Source organism: Pygmaiobacter massiliensis (assembly GCF_900199435.1).
GTDB lineage: Bacteria > Bacillota > Clostridia > Oscillospirales > Ruminococcaceae > Pygmaiobacter > Pygmaiobacter massiliensis.
On the sequence record NZ_OAML01000003.1, the window covers coordinates 415,131 to 437,433 of the forward strand.

Below are 22,303 nucleotides of genomic sequence, written 5' to 3' on the forward strand. Positions count from 1 at the left end.
GGTCTGCCTTTTGCATTTTATCGGCGCAGTAAAAGTGTTTCTTCCGAAACAAGGTCGTAGCCACGCCAGCCTTCCTCGAGTTCGCGGCTAATAAAATGAGTGTCGTGGATCGCTTCTTGTCGGGTGAGAGTATATGTATCGGTCTGGTTCGGGTCACGGCAGAATAAGTAGCAGGGGCATAACCGCACCATAGGCCGGATGGCATACAGTAAAAATTCGCCCTCAAACAGCACCCGCAGCCCGGCGCAGGACTTTACCGGCAGTACCGCACAAAGCACCGGCAGGCTGCCGCCGCGTGCACAGCTAGCCTCTACAAAAGAAAGCAGTGCCGCAAGCAAAAATTCGGCCGACGCAGGCAGCGGGGAAGCGAATGCTGCATCACAAAGCAATTTGGCATCGCCGGGCAAGGCCGGCAGGCAGTGGTGCAAGGTGCGCAGTTCGGTCGCAGGCGAAATACGCGCTGCCATCGGTAATACCGTAATGGCAGCAGCAAGATGGTCTTGATGAAAGATGCCGTAGCATTCGCCTGCTTCAAACCGCTCGGTTACCTCGCGGCAGGTAGGGCAGGCAGAGGGCGCGAAAAAGCCAGCGTAAAGTGCACAAAGCTGGGGAATATCCTGCCGCAACATGCGGCGGCAGACAAAGCTTTCCGGAGAAAGACGCGTTTGAGAAGTAGAGGTGATCATGGTTCAGCCATTCCTTTCGGTGCGCTGTGCGGAGCCTGGCACATGGGCGCAGCAGCAGAATTCGAGACGTTGTCCCATTAGTTTATGCAGCTGGCGTGCCACAGATGAAAGAATATTGCCGATGGCCTAAAAAACGATCCCTTCAGCGCTTTTTCGAGGCAGAAAGCACCTGCAACTCTGGCTTTTTGGCAGGCTGTGGTATATAATATAAGGTAAAGAAAAAATAGCACCCAAGGTGCTGTAAAAGGAGGCCTGCCATGAGACGACACGGCAAATGGCTGCTGAACAAAAGAACCCTTGCCAACCTTTTTGTTGTGGTGGTTGGCATCTTAGTTTATCTCGCACTTTCTAATTTTGGAGAAGTTTCTGCCCGGGTAGCAACCTTTGTAAACATTATCAATCCGTTTATCATCGGTTTTGCCATTGCATATTTGTTAAACCGCCCCGTGAATTTTTTCGAGCGTAAGCTGTTCTCAAAATGTCGTATGAAACGCGGGCTTTCTATTTTTGTGGTGTACATGCTGGCATTCCTGCTGCTCTGTGCTTTGCTCGGCTTAGTGCTACCGCAGGTAGGCCAAAGCCTAGTTGCTCTGGCAAATAATATTTCAATCTATCTTGAAAACTTTACCGGCTACATTCACGCGCTTGCAGAAAAGCTGCATCTTTCCCCCGAGACGACGAAGCCGTTTCTCATCTCCTACACCGACCTTGTTAACCGGTTAACCGAGCTCGTCACTCAAGGGCTGCCGCAGCTGCTCAATATGTCGGTGCGTATCGGCAGCGGTGTTGTAAATGCATTGACTGCGCTGATTTCTTCTATCTATATGCTCACCAGCAAAGATACGCTGGTGCGGCAGTTCCGTAAATTGGTGTATGCCTTCTCTCCCCGCCCGAAAGCGACCCGTTTTCTTTCTATCTGCGCCCATGCAAATGAGGTGTTCTCCGGCTTTATCGTTGGTAAAATCCTCGATTCTGCCATCATCGGTGTCATCTGCTTTGTGGGCATGAACCTGCTGCGTTTGCCGTATGCAATGCTCATCAGCGTTATCATCGGTGTTACCAACATTATTCCGTTCTTTGGCCCTTTCATCGGCGCTATCCCCTCCATCATGATTCTGATGATTGTGGACCCATGGGGCGCGGTGTGGTTCGGCATCTTTGTGCTGCTGCTTCAGCAGTTTGACGGCAACATTCTTGGGCCGAAGATTCTCGGTGATTCGACGGGGCTTTCCGCTATTTGGGTACTGGTCGCTATCATTGTCGGCGGTGGTTTGTTCGGCTTCCCCGGTATGGTGCTGGGCGTTCCGAGCTTCGCTGTGCTGTATGCACTGGGCAGTGAGTTTGTTGCAGCACGTCTGCGCGAAAAAGGGATTGACCCGGAAGGCAACCCGGTACCGCCAGTGCCCGTAGTAGAAGAGCCACCGCAAAAGATGGATCCCTAGTGGTTATGCAACGCTGAACCTGCGCCCGAAAGGAATGATTTTTTCGCATGAAACAACCCAAACGCGTTACGGTAAAAATTATACTGGCTGTGGCGCTTATTATGCTTGCGGCGACTTTCAGCGTCGTGGTAAAAGAGCGAATAGATTCTGCTGACCCGGATAACACCCTGCCGCTGATTGATGTTTCAGTAGGTTATACAAAGCTGGTGGTGCCCCGGGCACACTATGAGTGGAACTATTTAACCTGTAAAAAGTACGGGCCTGCACTTTCGCCCGAAAATGCGGACCTGGCACTTTCGGTATTGGACGTAACACCCGGCACACCGCTGGTTATCACAATGTCTGACCCGAACTATATCCGGATGAAGGTATCGCGTGCGGATGGCAGCATTTATTCGCAGGATTATTATGAAATTGCCGGCAGTGAAATTCTCACCCCCAGCAGCCCCGGCATTTATGTGTATAAAATTGAGGTGGGCTACGAAAAAGGCAGCCTGCTGTATTACACAGCTATCCGCATCCCAGAAAACCCCATCATGTAACGAAAAGCGCTCCATTGACCGGTTGGCCGTGAGGCCCAAGGGCAGGAGCGCTTTTTCATGAACAGCAAAGGAAAGGAACCACTGCAAAATGACAAAACTGCGCAAAACCAATTATCACACCCATACCATGCGCTGCAACCATGCAGTTGGGCTGGATGAAGACTACGTAAAAAGTGCCTTGCGCGCCGGGTATACAGAGCTTGGTTTTTCTGAACACGGGCCCTGGAACTACGCTTCGGGCTATGTCTCGCATATGCGGCTTTCGCCGGAAAGCACAGACGAATATCTGCAAAGCATACGAGCGCTGGCACAAAAATATAAAGACGGAATTACGATTAAAATTGGACTGGAGAGCGAATATTTCCCGGAGCATATGAGCTGGCTGCGCGAACTGGTGGCGCAAAAGCAGATAGACTACGTTTTGTTTGGCAACCATTTTTATCCCGATGATGAAACGGGTCCTTACTATGGCAATGGTACCACCAACGTTGCGATGCTGCGCAGCTACCACGACAGTGCTCTCAAAGGCATGCAGGACCCGCTCTATGCGTATTTTGCACACCCAGACCTGTTTATGCGCAGCTATCCTAAGTTTGACGAGAACGCCCGCAGTGTCAGCCGCTCGATTTGCCAGGCAGCGAAGCAACTGGGTGTGCTGCTGGAATATAATCTCGCCGGGGCACTGTATAATCATGAAAACGGGGTAGAATGCTACCCCCACCGCAGCTTTTGGGAGATTGCCGCCGAGGAAGGCTGCACCGCTATCCTCGGCGTGGATGCACACGATAATGACCACATTGAAGATGAAACCTATCGCGAAGAAGGCCTTGCCTTGTTAAAAGAGCTTGGGATCCCTGTAACTGATACAATTTCGTTTTTGACTGATGCTGATTTACACAAATAAGCAATGCGAAACGCAGGATTGGTGTCAGCATGTAATAGGTTCAACCAAAATGCAATGCTGCAAAACATTACTGCGACCAAAGAATGGCTTTTGGTTTTCCACAAATCAAAAGATGTTTATGGAAAAACTGCCCCCAGCACGAGCAAAGGGCTGACTGGAAGCTTATAAAAGGCTTTGAGACACGAAAGCTAAGCGATAAAATAAAATACTGCGGTTTTCACCTGACCAGGCCGAAAACCGCAGTATTTTTTATTGCAAAAGGGGCTCTTGGGTTTGCAACGCCGTAAGCAGTGGATGCAAAGCAGCTCGATCGGTCCAGTCTTGCTGTGTGCCGATGATTTCAAGCATTGCTGCGTGTTGCTCATCAATGGAACCGATGCCCTTGCGCTCGCCAGATTTTCGAATCATCGAGCAGATTAACTTATCGGGCACAGAGAGTGCAGATTGGTTCCATGCGCCGCGCAGATAAAACAGCGGCAACGCCGCAAGGTCTCCCGGCAGGTTACGGGTACGCAAATCAGCAAGTACGTTTTTACTTTCCGGGGAGGCACCGACTGCGAAAACGAAAATCTGCTTTTCAGCAAATAAGGCATAATTTTTTTGTAAAAAAGAGATGCCGGAAATCATGGAAGCGTAGACGCCGCCGCCGATAATAATGGTATCATAGGCTGCAAGTGCTTCGGGATTGACCCCTTTAATCGAAAGCGCAGGGCAATCGAGTGCGGCAGAAAGCCATTCGGCATAGCGTTTTGTTGCGCCGTATTTTGATTGATACAGAACGACAGGTTTCACGTAAGATGCTCCTTTCATTTAAAAAATAGAAAATATCGCCCTGCCCGTGCAAAGCGCAGGCAGAGCGATGAAATTAACCAAGCAGAAAATCGAGAACGTTCATACCGTCATCGGTTTGTGCTTTATATAGCTCGGTGTAGCCGCAGCGGGTGCAGCTTACCGTGATAAATTTTTTGTTCTGCACATCGAAAATTTTGGCGAAGTTACCGCCGGTTGCCTGGAACTGGTCGTTCTCAAAGCTGGTGTTGCCACATTTGGGGCAAATGTAAGTTTGCTTTTGCATCACTGTCGTCTCCTTTTTTCTAGTAGATAGGTGAATTATTCAAGATTAAGCTGCTTGCTGAGCAGATGATTGGTGACAAAGAATGCAATAACACCAAGCACCAGCTGCAAAACCAGAGTACCGCCCAAGAATAACATCATAAAGGTGGTGGGTCGATTCATGATAAAGTCGTTTATCCAGAAGGAATCTGCTGTGAGCCCGAATACCACACCACCCAGCGACATTAACGTTTGCAGCGCGCAGGTAATGGCGAGATAAGCGCCAAACGCACCCAAGATTTTGTGCCGGGGCATTTTTTGACCAATCGAGATGCACAGGTACATCATAAGCGGCGCAGAGAACAGCGATACCAGCATCATAAGCAGCAGCTCGGTAAAAATACCGGCAGCAGAGAAAGTGCCGTACATGGTCAGCTGAGGCAGAACTTCATAGATAAGCGCACTCCAGAACGAGCGGAACCCATTTGCGATTTCGGAAAGATAGCCGCCGAAGAAGAAGATGAAGCCGGTGATGCCGCATACGACAAATGAAGCGAGATACCATACCACCGAGCAAAATACTTTGGCCCAGATGTTTTGTGCCGCAGAGACCGGCAGCGTGTTCATCAAATAGCCTTCGTCGCCGTAAATGTTTTTGTAAAAGCGGGTAAGCATTACAATAAAGCAGACAAAGAAGGTGGACATGATGAGAATAAGGAAAATTGCGGTGGCGAGTACGGTGAAAACATCGTAAAGCTCGCTGAAACGGGCGGGCATGCGAATGGCCGAAAAAATACGGAACAGCAATGTCATGCCCAGCAACCCGGCGTAAAAGGGGAGAATCATCCGCCCGGTGGCTTTTACTTCGTATTTAAACAGTTTGCCTAACATTTGAATACCTCCCTGAACAGCGCATCCACACTGCAGCCTTTCTCGGCGCGAATCTCTTCGACCGGAGCGCACAGCTGTACAGCACCGTCCGAGATAAAGACAACATCGTCCAGCACCTTTTCAATATCAGCAATCAGGTGGGTAGAGATGATGATGGTGGAATCGGGGTTGTAGTTGGAGATGATGGTAGAAAGGATAAAGTCACGTGCAGCCGGGTCAACGCCGCCAATCGGCTCGTCAAGCAGGTAAAGCTGTGCTTTACGACTCATAACCAGAATCAGCTGCACTTTCTCTTTGTTGCCTTTCGAGAGGGTTTTCAGCCGTGCGTCGGGGCGAATCGAAAGCTTTGCCAGCATTTCACCTGCCACAGCGGGGTCGAAATCCTCATAGAAATCAGCAAAAAAAGCAACCGCATCTTTTACCGTCATCCAGTCGGAAAGATAAGTGCGCTCTGGCAGGTACGAAACGATTTTTTTCGTTTCGACGCCGGGAGCCATTCCATTGATTAAAATTTCGCCGTAAGACGGGGTAAGCAGACCGCAGGCGAGCTTAATCAAAGTGCTTTTGCCGCTGCCGTTCGGTCCCAGCAGGCCAACGATGCGGCCGCGGTGCACCGAAAGGGTCAGCCCGGTCAACGCCTGCTTGCCGGGGTAAGATTTGTAGAGATCTTTGCACTCCAAAATCGGTTCCATCAGATGTCTTCCTTTCTTTGCGCAGTGTCGCAAGGCAGCGTAGCTGCCTGCTGCGAGCTGCGGCGTTCACACACCAGCTCACAGGCTTGTTCAGGGGTATACCCCAGTTTTTTCATTTGGTGGAAAAATGCTTCCAATACGTTGCCAGCCAGAGCTTTTTTTGCCCCGGTAATCAGCGCAACGTCTGTGGTGACGGTACGTCCGCTGGTGCGCTGTGTTTGCACCAGGCCTTCACTTTCCAGTTCTGCCAGTGCTTTTTGCATCGTGTTCGGATTTACCGCAGCTTCGGCGGCAAGCTCTCGAACAGAGGGCACACGGCTGCCCGGTGCGAATTCGCCAGAAATAACAGCGAGCTGAAGATGCTCGACGAGTTGCAGATAAACGGGCCGGTCAGAGTTTAGTTCCCAGGTCACGACCACCCCTCCTTTGTTTGTATTAATTGTCTAATACAATAATACAACGGTGCAGGGCGATTGTCAACGGGCCAGAGATAATTTTTTTATCTGGTATCCGGTGCTGCACACATACCCACCCAAAACTACCGCGGTAACTGGGCGGTGCTTTTCATTCAAAACGCAAGTGCAAAAAGCCGCGTTTGGCGATTGCGCGAGCAACACGTAGCAAGATATTGCACCCATTATAATTAAGTATCGTGCTGTGCTTTACCCTCCCCCCAAGAATAAAACGAAAGAGAGCCCGATTTTCTCCAAATTATAGAAAATCGGGCTCTCTTTATTTTGTTTTATTTTGAGGAAGCGTCTGCAGGAGCGGACGAAGCCCCAGAAGCGGCTTCGCTGGAAGCAGTTGTATCCTCATCGGGGGTAAGTGCCGACGCGGCACTGTTTACGGGAGGCTCAGTGAGATCCAGCTTTTTCGGATCGTAGTACTTCACAGCAGCAGAATCTGCCACAATTTCATATGCTTTGTAGATAGGCTCTGCTTTTGCATTGTACTCATCACTGCGCATTTCCAGCAGAACATTCAGCTTTAAGGCTTCAAATTCATCCTGCGAGCTGTAATTCTCAAGGCGTTGGAACAGTACGTAATACTGGCCGTCTGCCTTGTGCATGCCAATGTTGTTGACGTCAACTTTGCTGACGGTTTCACCAAGCGCATTCTTGCCATCCTCGTTATCGAGGTTCAGATAAGTGCGCATGACAAAGTTTTCAGGCTTGTAACTGGTAATGTCAAACCCAGCCTCTTTGTAGGCATCGGTGATGGCGGGCAGTGCAGCTTCCATAAAAGATGCGCCGTCTTTGGTCTCGGCCAGTGCTTTTTCTGCAATGGCAGCAACTTTTTTCGCGGCTTCTTCACTCAGCGCATTGCCGGTGCTGTCCATCAGCGGCAGCTGGGTATAGGTGATAAGTGCAAAATTCTTGTTGAAGAAATCTTTTACCTGCTCTTCGCTCAAATCACTGCAAGAATCCAAAAAGACTTTCTGGACCTTAAAGCTGCTCTCGTCATAAACGGTGAAGTCCTCTTTGGTGACGCCGTTTTTCTCGTAGACACCAGAAACTTCTTTCCACTCAGATTCGATGGTTTCGTTCATCTGCTTCTGCTCTTCTTCGGTGAAGGAAAGCTTTAAGCGGTCAAACTCACGCTGGAAGTAGACGAAGCTTTGCAGCAGGCTTACAGTACGGTCATAGATCCAGTCCGAAACGGATTTGTCCTCGATTTTCTGCGAGAACATATCTTTCGAAGCATCGGGCACCGAGCGCGAGGCTTCGGTGTAAGCAATCGACTGATAGAGGCGATAGATGCCCGGGGTGATCGGGGTGCCGTCGACTGTGAGCACGGAATCGAAGCTTTTCTTGCCGCAGCCAGCAAACAAAGAGACGCAAAGCAGTGCGGAAAGGCAAAGCGCGAGGACTTTTTTCATTTTCAAAAAATCAACTCCAAACGGATTTATTCGATGCCGCAAGCACCAAAACGAAAAGGTATAGATAACATTATATAGTGCGGCAGGGTATTTGTCCAGCAAGGGAACGATGCAAGAAGCAGCAGATGCTGCAACAAAAGTCTCTTTACCGGGCGCGAATTGCATCCGGGACTTCTATCGGCTGCGCTAGAAAGAGGGCGAAGTTAAGCGGTCGCGCAGTTCAATAATTTTATCCAGTGTAAAGCGCAGCACGTCCAGCGGGGTTTCGCCCGTTTTGATGTTAACCGTAAGATAAGGTTTGCTGCCGGGGTGGAACACTGCGCGGGGGCCAATCAAGCGCACCAGCGGCGGTGCACTGGTAGCCGAGATTGCATCTGAATAAAGAGTGAGGTCCTCTTTGCGCTGTGTAATTTCGTAAATACCAACCTTTGCGGCATCGACACGAATCAAGCTGACGTCGATGAGTGCTTTTGCGCTCTTCGGCGGCTCACCGTAGCGGTCGTCCAGCTCTTCCAGCACATCGGCGGCATCCTGCTCGGTTTCGATGGCGGCGATTCGCTTGTAAGCCTCGATGCGGCCAGGTGCATCCGGGATGTAGTTCTCAGGCAGATAAGCGTCCATCCGCACGTCCATCAGGCAATCGCTCTTGTCCATCGTCGGGGCTTCGCCACGCTGGGCTGCCACTGCCTGGTTGAGCATTTTCACATACAGCTCGTAGCCGACGGCTTCCATATGGCCATGCTGACTGTGACCCAAAAGGTTGCCTGCGCCGCGGATTTGTAAATCGCGCATGGCAATGCGGAAACCACTGCCAAAGCTCGTAAACTCACGAATGGCAGAAAGGCGCTTGGCTGCGACATCAGTGAGTACCTTGGCGGGGCGGAAGGTGAAGTACGCATAAGCTTTGCGGCCGCTGCGGCCCACTCGTCCGCGAATCTGGTAAAGCTGCGAGAGTCCCATGCGGTCAGAATCCTCGATGATCAGCGTGTTGCAGTTGCGCACATCAACGCCGGTTTCGATGATAGTGGTGCAGATGAGAATATCCACCTCGCCGTCCATCAGCTTTTGCCATACGTCCGAAAGCTGCTCTTCGGTCATCTTGCCGTGAGCGATTGCAATGCGGGCATCCGGGGCAAGCTGTGCCACACGTGCTGCGCAGTTTTCAATGGTTTCTACGCGGTTATAAAGGTAGTACACCTGCCCGCCGCGGGCAAGCTCGCGCGCAATGGCCTGTTCGACCACCCCTGCGTCATATTCCAGCACAAAGGTTTCTACCGGCTGGCGCTCGAATGGCGGCTGCTCAATGGTACTCATATCACGAATACCGCTCATTGCCATATTCAGCGTGCGGGGGATCGGGGTTGCAGAGAGGGTGAGCACATCGACACCGGTGAAGTTTTCTTTTAGCTTTTCTTTGTGCTTTACGCCAAAACGCTGTTCCTCGTCGATGATAATAAGTCCCAAGTCTTTAAACTTGATGTCCTTTTGCAGCAGACGATGGGTGCCGACAATGATGTCGACGGTGCCGTCTTTGATGCCGCGCAAATTATCACGGGTTTGTTTGGGGGTGCAAAAGCGCGAAAGCATGCCCGCTTTGACGGGGAATGCCTCCATACGCTGTAAAATCGTGTTGTAGTGCTGCCAGGCAAGAATGGTGGTAGGCACCAGCACGGCAACCTGTTTGCCGCCCATAATGGCCTTAAATGCAGCGCGCAGCGCAACCTCGGTTTTGCCAACGCCTACGTCACCGCAAAGCAGTCGATCCATCGGGTGGGGGCGCTCCATATCGCGCTTGATTTCGGAAGCGCTCTGCAACTGGTCTTCAGTTTCGTCATATTCAAAGCGGGTCTCAAAGTCACGCTGCCAGTCACCGTCTTTGGGGAAAGAGTAGCCCGGTGCAGTCTGCCGTTTGGCGTACAGCTCAATGAGTTCTTTCGCCATCTCTTCGGTGGCTTTTTTGACGCGGGTTTTGGTCTTTTGCCATTCGCCGCCGCCCAGCTTTGCCAGCTTTACTTTTTCCGCATCACCGGGGGCGGTGTAGCGGCTGATAAGGTCAAGCTGGGTAACCGAAACGTAGAGCGTATCAGCGCCCTGATATTGAATCTTGATGTAATCCTTGACGACACCCTGCAAATCCAGTCGCTCGATACCAACATAAAGGCCGATACCGTGGTTTTGATGCACCACATAATCGCCGGGCTTGATGTCTTCCAAACTGGAAAGCCCTTTTGCCTTTTTGCGGCGGGGCTTTTGTTCGGTGGTGTTTTGCCGACGGGAGGTGATAACGGCAAATTTGGCGCCCGGCCAGTCGCAGCCTGCGGAAAGATGTCCTTCCAGCACCGCAATGGTGCCAGGCGAGGGCAGAGGAGAACCTTTGACGGCAACGGCGCTCAAGCCCGCATTAGAAAGGTCTTTTGCCAAAGCGGCAGCGGCACGCGGCGTACCGGCCAGCACAGCACAGAAGTAGCCGCGCTCTACATAGCCTTTCAAATCCTGCACCAGCGCCTTCACTTCACCGCTCCAGGGCGGCAGAGTGTGAGCGGGAGCATTGATCAGCTCACCAAGCCGGAAGTCCGGCATCGAGCGCACAAAGTTTTCTGAAAGGATGGTTGGGTGCTTGTCTGTTTGGCGCTGCAACCAGGTATAGTCGCGGTAAAATTCAGTTAAGCCCGGGGCTAAAACTTTTTGTTCCAGCAGCGTTTTAATCTCTTCACCTACCCGGAACCCAAATGCCCGGCACGCTTCTTTTACAGCACCGGTATCCTCAAAAAAGAGAATTGGCGCGTTGAAATAATCCAGTGCTGTGGCAGGGTTTGGATAACGCAGTGTGAGATATTTATCCATGGCTTCGGGCACTGCGCCGCCCGCCAGCATGCTGCGGTCTTCTGCGGAAGCCTCAAGGTAAGCTTCTTTTTTTCGGCCGCTCAGCCCATTCATGCCGCGCTCCAAAATCGAGAGCGCTTCGGTTGGGTCGGCGAATAATACCTCACGCGCAGGGGAGATATGAATTTTTTTAAGCGGCACCTCGCGGCGCTGAGAAAGCAGGTCGAATCCGGACATTGTGTCGACCAAATCGCCCCAAAACTCGATACGTGCAGGGCGCGGCATATCCGGGGCAAAAAGGTCCACAATGCCGCCGCGTACAGAAAACTGCCCTGCTCCGTCTACCCGGTCGCGCCGGTGGTAGCCGGCGGCCAGCAGCCTTGCAATCAAGGCGTTCTGTTTAAACTCCTGTCCCTCTTTTAAGGTAAGGGTGTTGCGCTCAAAATCCATGCGAGGCATTGTTAGTTGCAGCGCGCCTTCTACCGAAGCGCAGAGCAGATTACAGCGCCCGCCTACAATGTCGCCTAGCACCGAAAGCCGGCGGTACTCGTACTCATGGCTTTGCCCAAGCGCGTGCCGCAGCGAAAAATCACGTGCGGGCAGCACTCTGCTTCGCGCACCAAAAAGTGCGGCATCTGAAGCAAAGCGGGTAGCGGCGGCTTCGTTTTCACACAGCACAACCGCCGGGCGGGAAAGGTCGCTCGTCAGCGCGCAGAGCATCTGTGCCCGCGCGACTGGCGGCAAGCCAAACAGGGCCACAGGCAGACTGCCGCCTATGGCCCCTTTTAGTTTTTGATATTCAGGTGTTTTTTGAATTGCTTCATGCAGCATGGCAAATGTCCCTCTATCTCAAAAAACCGGTCAAAAGCCGTGATTTTTGCATCGCGTCAGGAATTATACCGGTTCATCGCAGTGGCTGTATCACCCTTGATGATAAGCTCCACCGCAGCACAAATATCGTCGAATCGCGCGGTCATTGCCTCGCCGTCCGCCTTGCTGAACTTTGCGAGCACAAAGTCTGCAAGGTCTGCTTCGCCGCTGCGCCGCTCACCCACGCCGATTTTGATGCGGGGGAATTCGTCACCAATGGCGGCAATGATACTTTTGATGCCATTGTGCCCGCCAGCACTGCCTTTTTGCCGAATGCGCAGGCGGCCCGGCACCAACGAGATGTCATCGTACAGCACGATAACATTCTGCGGCGGAATTTTGTAAAAGGAAGCGGCCTTATACACTGCATCGCCCGAAAGGTTCATGTAGGTTTGCGGCTTGAGCAGCAGCACCTTGTGGCCCGCAATGGTAGCGGGAGCGGTCAGTGCATCGAATTTCGCCCGGGTCACCGAAACGCCGAGCTCTTTTGCCAGCGCATCCAGCGCCATAAAGCCAGCGTTGTGGTGGGTAGCTTCATATTTTTTGCCGGGGTTGCCCAGGCCGACAATCAAAAATTCGGTAGAAGAAGAGTTGAAGAGCATGGTAAATTCCGTCCTTTTGAAAAATGCGCCGCGACTTCGCTTGCCGTCGCGGCGCATTGTTTGGTGTGCGGGGGTAAGATTAGACAAACAGGGTAGAAACCGGCTTGTCAGAGTAGATGCGTGCGATTGCCTCTGCTAGGACGGGAGCAACGGTCAGCGTTTTGATTTTATCAATGCGCTTCTCGGGATCCAGTTTAATGGTGTCGAGCAGAACGACTTCGTCCAGCACGCTGTCTTTGATGCGGTCGATCGCCGGGCCGGAAAGCACAGCGTGGGTAGCACAAGCACAAACGCTGCGTGCACCTTTTTCAAGGATTGCTTTTGCAGCGCCGCACAGGGTGCCGGCGGTGTCGATCATATCGTCGAGGATGATGACGTCTTTGTTTTTGATGTCGCCGATGATGTTCATGACTTCCGAAACGTTTGCTTTCGGGCGGCGTTTGTCAACAATGGCCAGGGGCAGGCCCAGGCGCTCTGCAAAGGTGCGTGCGCGGGTGACAGAGCCGAGATCGGGGGAAACCACGATGAAATCTTTATCTTTTTCTTCTGCGACCTTTTTCTCAAAATAAGATGCAAGAATCGGCATGCCCTGCATGTGATCCACCGGGACATCGAAGAAGCCCTGAATCTGTGCAGCATGGAGGTCCATGGTCAGCACGCGGTCTGCGCCGGCTTTGCAAATGAGGTCTGCGACCAGCTTTGAGCTGATGGGATCACGTGCTTTGCTTTTGCGGTCCTGACGTGCATAGCCGTAGTAAGGAATGACTGCGGTGATGCGGCCGGCGGAAGCGCGGCGGAATGCGTCGATCATGATGAGCAGTTCCATCAGGTTGCGGTTGACAGGGTAAGACGTGCTCTGTACCACAAATACGTCGCTGCCGCGTACAGATTCGTGGATAGAGACGCTGATCTCACCGTCGCTGAACATGCCAACGTCTGCTTTGCCAAGAGGAAGCCCAAGGCACTCGGCGATGGATGTCGCAAGCTCGATATTCGAGTTGCCTGCGAAGATTTTGATGTCTTTACCATGGATATTCATTTTTAAATGCCCCCGTAATTTTTTTGCAGGTCCGTAGAACGGAGCCTGTCCGTTTATATCATGAAGGCGACACACCAAGTCGTCTTCATCGATCCGTGTTTCGGCGCGCAAAAGCACGCTGCTCGCATTGGGTGCGTGCAGCGTCTGCGTTGCAGGCCAGGGATGGTTTTGCACCGGATTGGGCAGATGCCGCAGGCGGTGCGTTATCCCTTAATACTATTTTGCCCCTTCTGAGGGTGATTTTGCAAGCCCTGTTTTTTTGGAAATATAGGCAGCGAGTTTTTGCTCGGCCCAATCTTCCTTGGTTACCTGGCGGGCGCGGGCAATGCCAAGCGCCGCAGGCGGTACGTCTTCGGTAATGGTGCTGCCGGCAGCGGTGTAAGCGCCGTCGCCAATGCGCACCGGGGCTACAAGGTTGGTGTTGCAGCCGATAAAGCAGTAATCGCCTACTTCGGTGCGGCTTTTAATTTCGCCATCGTAGTTAACAAAAACTACGCCGCAGCCAAAGTTGCAATATTTACCAACAGTAGCATCGCCAATATAGGTAAGGTGTGCCACGGCGGTGCCTTCCCCGATAGTAGAATTTTTGATTTCAACAAAATCGCCAATATGGACTTTTTTACCAATATGGCTATCCGGGCGAAGCTGTACGTAAGGGCCGATTTCGGCGCCTTCTGCAATGGTGCACTGGCGACCCTGGCTGGCGTTAAACTTAATGTTTTCACCGAGGACAGCGTCTTCCAGCAAGCTGTTCGGGCCAATAACACAGCCCGCGCCAATGACGGTTTTGCCTTTTAGGATGGTACCCGGCAAAATTGTCGCACCTGGTGCAATCACAACTTCCGGGTCGATGCAGATGCCGTCGCGGCAGATAAACTCGACTCCTGCGTCGAGGTGACGCTCAAATGTATCGCGGAACGCCTGCTCGCGGGCAAGAAAACGCTCACGGGCGGTTTCGGTGCTGCTATTCATGCAGAAACCTCCAAATTCAGTAAAATAAACAGTAATTCTTTACGATTTTCTACACCCATACAGATTTATTTTACAGTATTCACAGCTTTTTGCAAGGGCAACTAGGGAATACAGTACAATTTTCGAGAATTTTATTAAATTCATATAAATTAATGTGGAAATAACAGTTTAAGTTTGGTATAATTATTTGCGGACTTGACAAAACCGTAACAAAGCCTGTTTTCAGGTAACTGACCGGTTTTTTAAGGCAGTATATTTTATGGAGGTAGATAATTTTGAGCAAGAAATATGTTTATCTGTTTTCCGAGGGCAACCGCGACATGCGTGAGCTGCTCGGCGGCAAAGGCGCAAACCTCGCGGAAATGACCAAGGCTGGCATGCCGGTACCGCAGGGTTTCACCATCTCTACCGAAGCCTGCACCCAGTATTACAACGACGGTCGTCAGATTAATGACGAAATCATGGGCCAGATCTATGAGTACATCGGCAAGATGGAAGAGATCGTCGGCAAAAAATTCGGCGATGTCAGCAATCCGCTGCTGGTTTCTGTCCGTTCCGGCGCACGCGCATCCATGCCCGGCATGATGGATACCATCCTTAACCTCGGCCTGAATGATGAGGCTGTTGAAGGCCTTGCAAACCTGACCGGCAACCCCCGTTTTGCTTACGACAGCTATCGCCGTTTCGTCCAGATGTTCTCTGACGTTGTTATGGAAATGTCCAAAACCGAGTTTGAGAAAATCATCGACGAGATGAAAGAAGCAAAAGGCGTAAAAATGGACACCGAGCTTGATGCCGACGATATGAAGGCTCTCGTTGTCAAATTTAAAGCGCTGTATAAAGAGAAGATGGGCAAAGACTTCCCGTCTGACCCGAAAGAGCAGCTGATTGAAGCAGTGAAAGCTGTTTTCCGCAGCTGGGACAACCCCCGTGCAAACGTCTACCGCCGCATGAACGAGATCCCCTACGACTGGGGCACCGCAGTCAACGTCCAGGCAATGGCGTTCGGCAACAGCGGCGAAAACTCCGGCACCGGCGTTGCGTTTACCCGTGACCCGTCCACCGGCGAGAAGAAGCTGTACGGCGAGTACCTCATCAATGCACAGGGTGAAGACGTTGTTGCGGGCATCCGCACTCCGTTCCCCATCAGCCACCTGCAGGAGCAGATGCCGGAAGTCTACAACGAGTTCGTTGAGATTGCTACCCGCCTTGAGAAACACTATAAGGACATGCAGGACATGGAGTTCACCATCGAGAATGGCAAGCTCTTCATGCTGCAGACCCGTAACGGCAAACGTACCGCTGCTGCTGCTCTGAAAATCGCAGTTGACCTTGTTGACGAGGGCATGATTGATGAGAAGACCGCAGTTCTGCGCGTTGAGCCGAAACAGCTCGACAGCCTGCTGCACCCGCAGTTCGACACTGCTGCACTGAAAGCTGCTGAAGTAATCGGCAAAGGCCTTGCAGCTTCTCCGGGCGCTGCTTGCGGCAAAATCGTCTTCACTGCTGAGGAAGCAAAAGAGTGGGCAGAGCGCGGCGAGAAAGTTGTTCTCGTTCGTCTTGAGACCAGCCCCGAGGATATCGAGGGCATGGCAGCTGCAGAGGGCATCCTGACCGTTCGCGGCGGTATGACCAGCCACGCTGCTGTTGTTGCTCGCGGCATGGGCACATGCTGTGTTTCCGGCTGCGGCGATATCGTTGTCGACTACGACGCTAAGAAATTTACCCTGGGCGGCAAAGAGTACAAAGAGGGCGAGTTCATCTCTCTCGACGGCTCTACCGGCAACATCTATGGTGCTGCTATTGCTACCGTTGAGGCTTCCATCTCCGGCGACTTCCGCCGCTTCATGGAGTGGGCCGACAAATATCGTCAGCTGCAGGTCTTCTGCAACGCAGACAACCCGCACGATGCACAGCAGGGCTCTGACTTCGGCAGCGAAGGCATTGGCCTGTGCCGTACCGAGCACATGTTCTTTGAGGCAAGCCGCATCAAAGCAATGCGCGAGATGATTGTTGCTGACAACACCGCTGACCGTGAGAAAGCACTCGAGAAAATTCTGCCGTACCAGCAGGGCGACTTTGAGGGCATCTACGAGGTCATGGGCGAGCGCCCGGTAACCATCCGTTACCTCGACCCGCCCCTGCACGAGTTCCTCCCCACCAAAGAAGAGGATATCGCTGAGATTGCAAATGAGCTGGGCATCACTGTTGAGAAACTGCACAATGTTATCGACAGCCTGCACGAGTTTAACCCGATGATGGGTCACCGTGGCTGCCGTCTGGCCGTTGCATACCCCGAAATTGCTGTCATGCAGACCAAAGCTGTCATCAACGCAGCACTCAATGTCAACAAAAAACTCGGCCTGCACATCGTGCCGCACATCATGATCCCGCTGGTTGGCGAGGTCAAAGAGCTGAAGTTCGTCAAAGACGTGGTTGTTAAAACCGCTGACGAGCTGATTGCTGCTGCTGGCGCTGATATGAAGTACGAAGTTGGCACCATGATTGAGATTCCGCGTGCAGCACTGACTGCTGACGAAATCGCAAAAGAGGCTGAGTTCTTCAGCTTCGGCACCAACGACCTCACCCAGATGACCTTCGGCTTCAGCCGTGACGACGCAGGCAAGTTCCTCGATTACTACTACGAGAACAAAGTCTACGAGTCCGATCCGTTTGCTCATATCGACCAGAACGGCGTTGGCAAACTGGTAGAGATGGCTGCAAAACTTGGCCGCGCAACCCGTCCGGAGCTCGGCCTTGGCATCTGTGGCGAGCACGGCGGCGACCCGACGAGCGTTGAGTTCTGCCACAAAGTCGGCCTCGACTATGTCAGCTGCTCTCCGTTCCGTGTGCCTATCGCACGCCTCGCTGCTGCACAGGCTGCTATCAAAAACCCCCGCGCATAAGATTTCATTGCGGTTTCGCGTGAATGTCTAAACGCTAAAAGTATAAGGAGCGTACCACTTTTTGAGTGGTGCGCTCCTTTTTTGATTATAAATATACTTCTACTGTGAGATCATGCCACTGACTGCGGCGAAAGCGAAAGCCCATGCTGTTTACCTGTCTAAACCTTTGTGCATCTTCAAAATTGATTGTGAATGTCAAAATAGGAAACGTAGCACAACAGACCGAAAACGCAACAAAAGCTGACATCTTGATTCTTAATAAAAAAGATAGCTTTGCAGAAAAAACCTGCAAAGCTATCTTTTTCTTGACCGGATTTGTTGCGCCGATTGATGCGATATCTTATCACTGCCCGACTCTTCATAGCTCGCGCGCCTTTCAAAATTGGCAAGGCGCGGCTATTACAATACGCAGGCGAAGGCAAAAAGTTACATACTCATAAAAATAATAGTAAACCAAATAGAATTAAAAATAGTCTAAAAAGTTTAATATATTCGGAAATATAAGCATTGATAGACATACTTATAAATTCATTAAGCCCTCAAAACAAATTCTGTAAACTGATACGCTTATCATGAGGTGAAATAACATGCAGGAAATTTATCAGTCTATTGGACAGTTAATTCGTCAAAAGCGTAAAGAAAAGCATTGGACACAGGAACATGCGGCAGACTTAGCGGAGGTGTCCACTCAGTATTTCAGTCGTATTGAGCGAGGTGTGGTTCAGCCCTCATTAGAGTTGCTTTATAAAATCTCGAATATTTTAGAATGCTCCGTCTATTCTATTTTGCCGGCAGACGAGCCGTACCAACGGAGTTTTTTGTCGGAGGAACTAACTTATCGACTGAGCCATTGCAGCGCAGAGCAAAAACAGTTTATCGTCAATTTTATTGGTTGGTATTTGGCACAGCCGAATTTTGACCGTTCTTTTCAAAATGAAGAAATACGCCCCTTGTGAGGGAGTAGGGTTCCCAAAGGAGGAGCGTTATGTTAATGATTTACCTGTCCCTTTTAGAAACAGAGGAGCAGAAAAACAAATTTGAAATGATTTATCATAAGTATGCGGGACTTATGTATCACGAAGCATGCGCCGTAACCAAAGATCATTTTTTAGCAGAAGACGTAATTCATGAAACCTTTTTGCAGCTCATACGGATAATAGATGACGTCAGAGTGGACAATTCCAAGGAATTAGCGCAATTTATCAAAATCATTACTCATAGCAGAGCGGTAGATTATGTTCGCAAACTGGACCATGTCCAGCCCGAAGAGGATGAAGTTTTAGCAACCCGGATGGCACAGACGACTCCGGACCCTGAAACAATTGCTGTAGATTCTGAATCTTTTGAGCGGATCGTAAATGAGGTCATGCAGTTAAGTGAAATTTACCGGGCCCCGCTGTCATTGAAGATCAAAGGGTATAAAATTGAAGAAATTGCGAAAATTTTGGAGTTAAATTCACAAACTGTAAAAGTACGGCTGCACCGTGCGCGCAAGATTTTGTTGGCGTCATTGGAGGAGAGCTATGAATCATGACCAGCTGCAACTGTCGGTTGATGCGCTTTTAGCGCTCGCTGTGACGGAGGCAGAAGCGCGTGAAATGGCAGAGTTGCCATCGCTGAATGAAATGAATCGCGCTTTTGAGCCATCTACCGCATTCCAAGCCAGAATAGAACGAGTAATTCGCAAAAACGATAAAAAGGAAAGACGTCGAAAAACGCGTTTTTACATTAAGCGCACATCGACCGTTCTGGCAGCAAGTGTTGCTCTATTTAGCTGTGTTATGTTACCGGTGAGGGCTGTTCGTCAGGCAGTGGTGGAAACATTCATCGAGTGGCGGGACAAGTTTTCTTCTATTGTTTTTTCTTCCAAAGACAATGCGGTTACAGAACTGCCAGGGACAATTGAGCTAGAGTATGTTCCAGAAGGATATCAGCTACAAGAAACTGTTAGCTTCGACCGCTCTTTTTTCAACCTAAAATATACAAACAATACAACAAACTATTTTTCTGTTTCCATTACTGTTATTGGTGATAACTATGTAGAGAATGTTGATAATGAACATTCTCAATACTATTCTTTGGAGTTTGATGGAAATCAAGCGCTGTGGGTTGCGTGTCAAGACGGAAGTAATTTTCTTATTTGGAATAAAGACAACTTGGCATACAATGTTTCTGGAAGTTTGGATATTGCAGAACTAGTTTGCATTGCACAAGGAATAAATTTTTCTTAATTTTATGTAACCTTTTTTCATTTCTATACGGATATAATTGTCTCTCTTAGACGAAAAAAGGAGAATTATGATGAAAAAAGTTAGCAGTGCCATTCTTGCGGTCGTTTTACTTTTCTGTTTTTTGGCTTGCACGGCCTTTGCGGTAGAGCCGCGTTGGACAAATACCGCAAGCATTAGTCCTAATATTTCTTCCAGTACGTATTATGCGACTGTAACAGGTGTAAGCGGCACTACTAAAATTGCATGCACTTTAGTTCTTTCTCAGAAAGGCCTCTTTGGCACATATTCAGAAGTTGCCCGTACCAGCGAAACTTATTACGGGAATCCACATACATTTTCCGGCTCGTATGCAGTTTCTTCCGGTAAAACTTATAAAATAGACGTTACGGCTGTTGTCACGAGCAACGGAACCTCCGAAACCGCAACGTCTTCTTTTGTAAAAAGTTTTTAATCTTTTATCCAACCACCTTACCATCTTTAAACACACCTATAAGAGAGACACAAATAAACACAAACAGCCCAAATGAAAGCATTTGGGCTGTTTTATTTTGTCCAATATAACACTAATAGATCTACTTTTATATCCATATATGTTGATATCGAATAAATGAAAAATCTTGTAACCTTTTTGCGGTTTCAAACGAATATCTAATGTCATGCAAAATAAACCTTAGCCGCTGGCAGGAGATATTTAATATGAAAATTGCAATCTGTGATAACGATACCCGTTTTTTAGTCCGGCTCAAAGCGCTGGTAGGGCAATATATGATGGCACAAAATCAGCCCTGTGAAATCAGCCTTTTCAGCCTACCGGAAGAACTATTAAATGCTCAGCGAGATACATAAGACTTATTTTTGAAGAGTCTCATTTTCCTTCTATCAACGGCTTACAGCTTGCAAAGCAGGGGAAACAAAAACAATCTGATGCCTTGTATATTCTCGTGTCTGATGTGCCGGAGTATGCCCATAAGGGATATTAGCTAGGCGCGTTTCGCTATCATTTAAAAAATGAGCTGTCCTTCTCGCTTGTTCCTTGTTTAAATGATGTGCTACGGCAAAAAGATTGCCAACCAACAATAGAAATAAAAACAGACATTGGGAAAACAGCCAATTCCCGTTTCACACATTTTATATATTGAAAGCGACAAGAGACTCGCTGTTTTTCATCGCATCAAAGAAGAAAGAGAAAGATTTTCTTATTATGAAAAGCTTTCGGTTTTAACAGCACAATTAGAACCATTCGGATTCTTACGGATTCAAAAAAGTTTTTTGGTAAATATGGAACACATCGTTTCTCTGACGACGGAAAGCGTTATCCTATCCAACAGCACAGCCCTTCCGGTTAGCAGGCAAAATAGCAAAAAGATTTTAAAATCTTATGCTGACTGGAAAAAGCCATAAAAATCTACTAATTTTTGTCAAACAAAGGAGAAAAAATGAAAAAGATTTTTTCTTTCATTATGGCGATAACTATATTATATGGCTTAATGCTTTCTCCCTCCGCAACAGGATTAACGGACACATCTAACAGACCAATATTTGATGATTCGGGGCTTGTTGAGACCATGCTGGAGAATCAAACCCTGATAGAAACGGGGAAAGCGGCCCTTAGAATGCGCACATCCCAAACATCATAGTAAGTTCCCAAACTTTACCAAAATGGTGGTAACAGTTGGGATTCCGTTATTTTGAATAATAGTGGGGGAGTAACCATCGCAAGAGCCGGATGTGCGCTGACTAGCTTTACGATGATTCATAGGTATTTAGGTGGAAGTCTTGATCCGTCAGGAATGAATACCAGGTTAGGTAATGCGGCTTCTCCTCTAAATTATTTAACTGCAGCTAATGCTTTTGGATATTCTATTCTTAACTATTCTCGGGCAGATCAAAGTTATACTAATACTTTGAACTTCTGCGTAGGTGCACTTCTGGATAATCATCCAGTGTTGATAGGTATGCGCCAAGGAACTGCAGCGAACCCAACAAATACGCATTTTGTAGTCGCTAGAGGATATTACAGCACCTCCATTTTGATTCATGATCCCAATGCACAGAAAAATGCACTGGTTCTTTCGGATTATACCTCTTATGGATGGACAGTAGATCGGCTATATGTCTTTGCATGAAAAAGCAACTACGAGATTTGGAGGGAGAAAAATGAAAAGACGGGCTCACGCATTTCCAACAATAATGTTTTCCCTTCTGCTCATAGCAACAGTTGGACTGTTGGTGCGGGAAAAAAAAGAAATTACACCTGCCCAGGAAAAAGAACGAACAAGAGCAATTGTCAATGCTATTACTCCGGCGTATGATGCTGTTATTAGTTTTTATGGAGCAAGTACAATGAGCTTGCCCGAACCGGATGACCCGGAATACAAAAATGCAATTATGCTGCAAGATACACTCTTTTTGCCAGTCCTAAATGAAAATTTGGATACGATGGCGAAATTGCGAGACGCGACAGAAAAGGCTTTTACAAAGGATCTGGCCAATGATCTGTTCTACACACGATTGATTCCAAATTACATTCAAGAAGTGGAAGGCCGGCTATATGCAACCTTGTATGATTTCGGGGGATGGCCATATAAGCCACTGAGCGGAGATGATATTTTGGTTGTTTCTTTCTCAGATGAACGAATTGAATATACCACAATATTGATAGATGATATGTACCCGGATGAAAAAATCATCCAAACGGTTATATTGGTTTACCAAAATGGAAATTGGAAAATAGCAGGCATAACAAGTGAATTTCAGTAACTGTATTCGTG

At 49.4% G+C, this 22,303-nt stretch carries 25 protein-coding genes; 14 read left to right on the forward strand and 11 right to left on the reverse strand.

The window, feature by feature from the left end; translation table 11 throughout:
* Positions 1-17: 17 nt before the first annotated feature.
* Positions 18-686, reverse strand: a complete 669-nt coding sequence (locus tag C1A11_RS06590) for a hypothetical protein (RefSeq protein ID WP_102049699.1) — start codon at positions 684-686, stop codon at positions 18-20.
* Between the two features lie 257 nt (positions 687-943).
* Here C1A11_RS06590 and C1A11_RS06595 point away from each other — a divergent pair, with 257 nt between their 5' ends.
* The 3 genes from C1A11_RS06595 (at position 944) to C1A11_RS06605 (ending at position 3,574) form a co-directional block, all read left to right on the forward strand.
* Positions 944-2,128: an AI-2E family transporter gene (locus tag C1A11_RS06595; RefSeq protein ID WP_102049700.1), complete on the forward strand. Its 1,185-nt coding sequence runs from the start codon at positions 944-946 to the stop codon at positions 2,126-2,128.
* A gap of 47 nt (positions 2,129-2,175) precedes the next feature.
* Positions 2,176-2,670: a hypothetical protein gene (locus C1A11_RS06600; RefSeq protein ID WP_102049701.1), complete on the forward strand. Its 495-nt coding sequence runs from the start codon at positions 2,176-2,178 to the stop codon at positions 2,668-2,670.
* An 88-nt stretch (positions 2,671-2,758) separates the two neighbouring features.
* Positions 2,759-3,574: a histidinol-phosphatase gene (locus C1A11_RS06605; protein ID WP_102049702.1), complete on the forward strand. Its 816-nt coding sequence runs from the start codon at positions 2,759-2,761 to the stop codon at positions 3,572-3,574.
* A gap of 249 nt (positions 3,575-3,823) precedes the next feature.
* Here C1A11_RS06605 and C1A11_RS06610 read toward each other — a convergent pair whose 3' ends face one another.
* From C1A11_RS06610 to C1A11_RS06655, 10 genes are all read right to left on the reverse strand, one after another.
* A complete protein-coding gene (locus C1A11_RS06610; RefSeq protein WP_180950270.1) occupies positions 3,824-4,366 on the reverse strand; it encodes a flavodoxin domain-containing protein in 543 nt (180 codons plus the stop codon).
* A gap of 73 nt (positions 4,367-4,439) precedes the next feature.
* Positions 4,440-4,649, reverse strand: a complete 210-nt coding sequence (locus tag C1A11_RS06615; protein WP_102049704.1) for a zinc ribbon domain-containing protein — start codon at positions 4,647-4,649, stop codon at positions 4,440-4,442.
* 35 nt (positions 4,650-4,684) lie between these two features.
* Positions 4,685-5,518: a hypothetical protein gene (locus tag C1A11_RS06620; protein ID WP_102049705.1), complete on the reverse strand. Its 834-nt coding sequence runs from the start codon at positions 5,516-5,518 to the stop codon at positions 4,685-4,687.
* On the reverse strand, positions 5,512-6,210 hold the full coding sequence (locus C1A11_RS06625; protein WP_102049706.1) for an ABC transporter ATP-binding protein: 699 nt from the start codon (positions 6,208-6,210) through the stop codon (positions 5,512-5,514). Before C1A11_RS06625 ends, C1A11_RS06620 begins: the two co-directional genes overlap by 7 nt.
* On the reverse strand, positions 6,210-6,623 hold the full coding sequence (locus C1A11_RS06630) for a GntR family transcriptional regulator (protein ID WP_102049707.1): 414 nt from the start codon (positions 6,621-6,623) through the stop codon (positions 6,210-6,212). Before C1A11_RS06630 ends, C1A11_RS06625 begins: the two co-directional genes overlap by 1 nt.
* A gap of 329 nt (positions 6,624-6,952) precedes the next feature.
* On the reverse strand, positions 6,953-8,095 hold the full coding sequence (locus C1A11_RS06635; protein WP_145995727.1) for a hypothetical protein: 1,143 nt from the start codon (positions 8,093-8,095) through the stop codon (positions 6,953-6,955).
* A gap of 180 nt (positions 8,096-8,275) precedes the next feature.
* Positions 8,276-11,743, reverse strand: coding sequence for a transcription-repair coupling factor (mfd, locus tag C1A11_RS06640; RefSeq protein WP_242965860.1), 3,468 nt, complete (start codon positions 11,741-11,743; stop codon positions 8,276-8,278).
* Positions 11,744-11,799: 56 nt separating this feature from the next.
* On the reverse strand, positions 11,800-12,384 hold the full coding sequence (gene pth, locus C1A11_RS06645) for an aminoacyl-tRNA hydrolase (protein ID WP_102049709.1): 585 nt from the start codon (positions 12,382-12,384) through the stop codon (positions 11,800-11,802).
* A 79-nt stretch (positions 12,385-12,463) separates the two neighbouring features.
* Complete coding sequence (locus C1A11_RS06650) at positions 12,464-13,423, reverse strand: ribose-phosphate pyrophosphokinase (RefSeq protein WP_102051021.1); 960 nt, start codon at positions 13,421-13,423, stop codon at positions 12,464-12,466.
* Positions 13,424-13,639: 216 nt separating this feature from the next.
* On the reverse strand, positions 13,640-14,395 hold the full coding sequence (locus C1A11_RS06655; protein ID WP_102049710.1) for a UDP-N-acetylglucosamine diphosphorylase: 756 nt from the start codon (positions 14,393-14,395) through the stop codon (positions 13,640-13,642).
* 275 nt (positions 14,396-14,670) lie between these two features.
* Here C1A11_RS06655 and ppdK point away from each other — a divergent pair, with 275 nt between their 5' ends.
* The 11 genes from ppdK (at position 14,671) to C1A11_RS06705 (ending at position 22,292) form a co-directional block, all read left to right on the forward strand.
* The gene (gene ppdK / locus C1A11_RS06660; RefSeq protein ID WP_102049711.1) at positions 14,671-17,301 is read left to right on the forward strand and encodes a pyruvate, phosphate dikinase; all 2,631 of its coding nucleotides are present in this window, start codon (positions 14,671-14,673) and stop codon (positions 17,299-17,301) included.
* Positions 17,302-17,444: 143 nt separating this feature from the next.
* Positions 17,445-17,741 (forward strand): hypothetical protein, encoded by a 297-nt coding sequence (locus tag C1A11_RS06665; protein ID WP_102049712.1) that lies wholly within the window; start codon positions 17,445-17,447, stop codon positions 17,739-17,741.
* 147 nt (positions 17,742-17,888) lie between these two features.
* Positions 17,889-18,257, forward strand: a complete 369-nt coding sequence (locus C1A11_RS06670; RefSeq protein ID WP_102049713.1) for a helix-turn-helix domain-containing protein — start codon at positions 17,889-17,891, stop codon at positions 18,255-18,257.
* A 29-nt stretch (positions 18,258-18,286) separates the two neighbouring features.
* Positions 18,287-18,835 (forward strand): RNA polymerase sigma factor, encoded by a 549-nt coding sequence (locus C1A11_RS06675; RefSeq protein WP_102049714.1) that lies wholly within the window; start codon positions 18,287-18,289, stop codon positions 18,833-18,835.
* Positions 18,825-19,532, forward strand: a complete 708-nt coding sequence (locus tag C1A11_RS06680) for a DUF4367 domain-containing protein (protein WP_102049715.1) — start codon at positions 18,825-18,827, stop codon at positions 19,530-19,532. The genes C1A11_RS06675 and C1A11_RS06680 overlap by 11 nt, the downstream gene beginning before the upstream one ends.
* 67 nt (positions 19,533-19,599) lie before the next feature.
* Entirely contained in the window at positions 19,600-19,983 is a 384-nt protein-coding gene (locus tag C1A11_RS06685; RefSeq protein WP_145995728.1) for a hypothetical protein, read from the forward strand.
* Between the two features lie 245 nt (positions 19,984-20,228).
* On the forward strand, positions 20,229-20,378 hold the full coding sequence (locus C1A11_RS13790; protein ID WP_180950271.1) for a response regulator: 150 nt from the start codon (positions 20,229-20,231) through the stop codon (positions 20,376-20,378).
* A 249-nt stretch (positions 20,379-20,627) separates the two neighbouring features.
* Positions 20,628-20,933, forward strand: coding sequence for a LytR/AlgR family response regulator transcription factor (locus tag C1A11_RS06690; protein ID WP_102049717.1), 306 nt, complete (start codon positions 20,628-20,630; stop codon positions 20,931-20,933).
* A 35-nt stretch (positions 20,934-20,968) separates the two neighbouring features.
* Positions 20,969-21,169: a hypothetical protein gene (locus tag C1A11_RS06695; RefSeq protein ID WP_102049718.1), complete on the forward strand. Its 201-nt coding sequence runs from the start codon at positions 20,969-20,971 to the stop codon at positions 21,167-21,169.
* Positions 21,170-21,220: 51 nt separating this feature from the next.
* Positions 21,221-21,658 carry a C39 family peptidase gene (locus tag C1A11_RS06700; protein WP_145995729.1) on the forward strand — a complete coding sequence of 146 codons (438 nt, stop codon included), beginning with the start codon at positions 21,221-21,223 and terminating at the stop codon, positions 21,656-21,658.
* A 31-nt stretch (positions 21,659-21,689) separates the two neighbouring features.
* Complete coding sequence (locus tag C1A11_RS06705) at positions 21,690-22,292, forward strand: hypothetical protein (RefSeq protein WP_102049720.1); 603 nt, start codon at positions 21,690-21,692, stop codon at positions 22,290-22,292.
* Positions 22,293-22,303 lie beyond the last annotated feature (11 nt).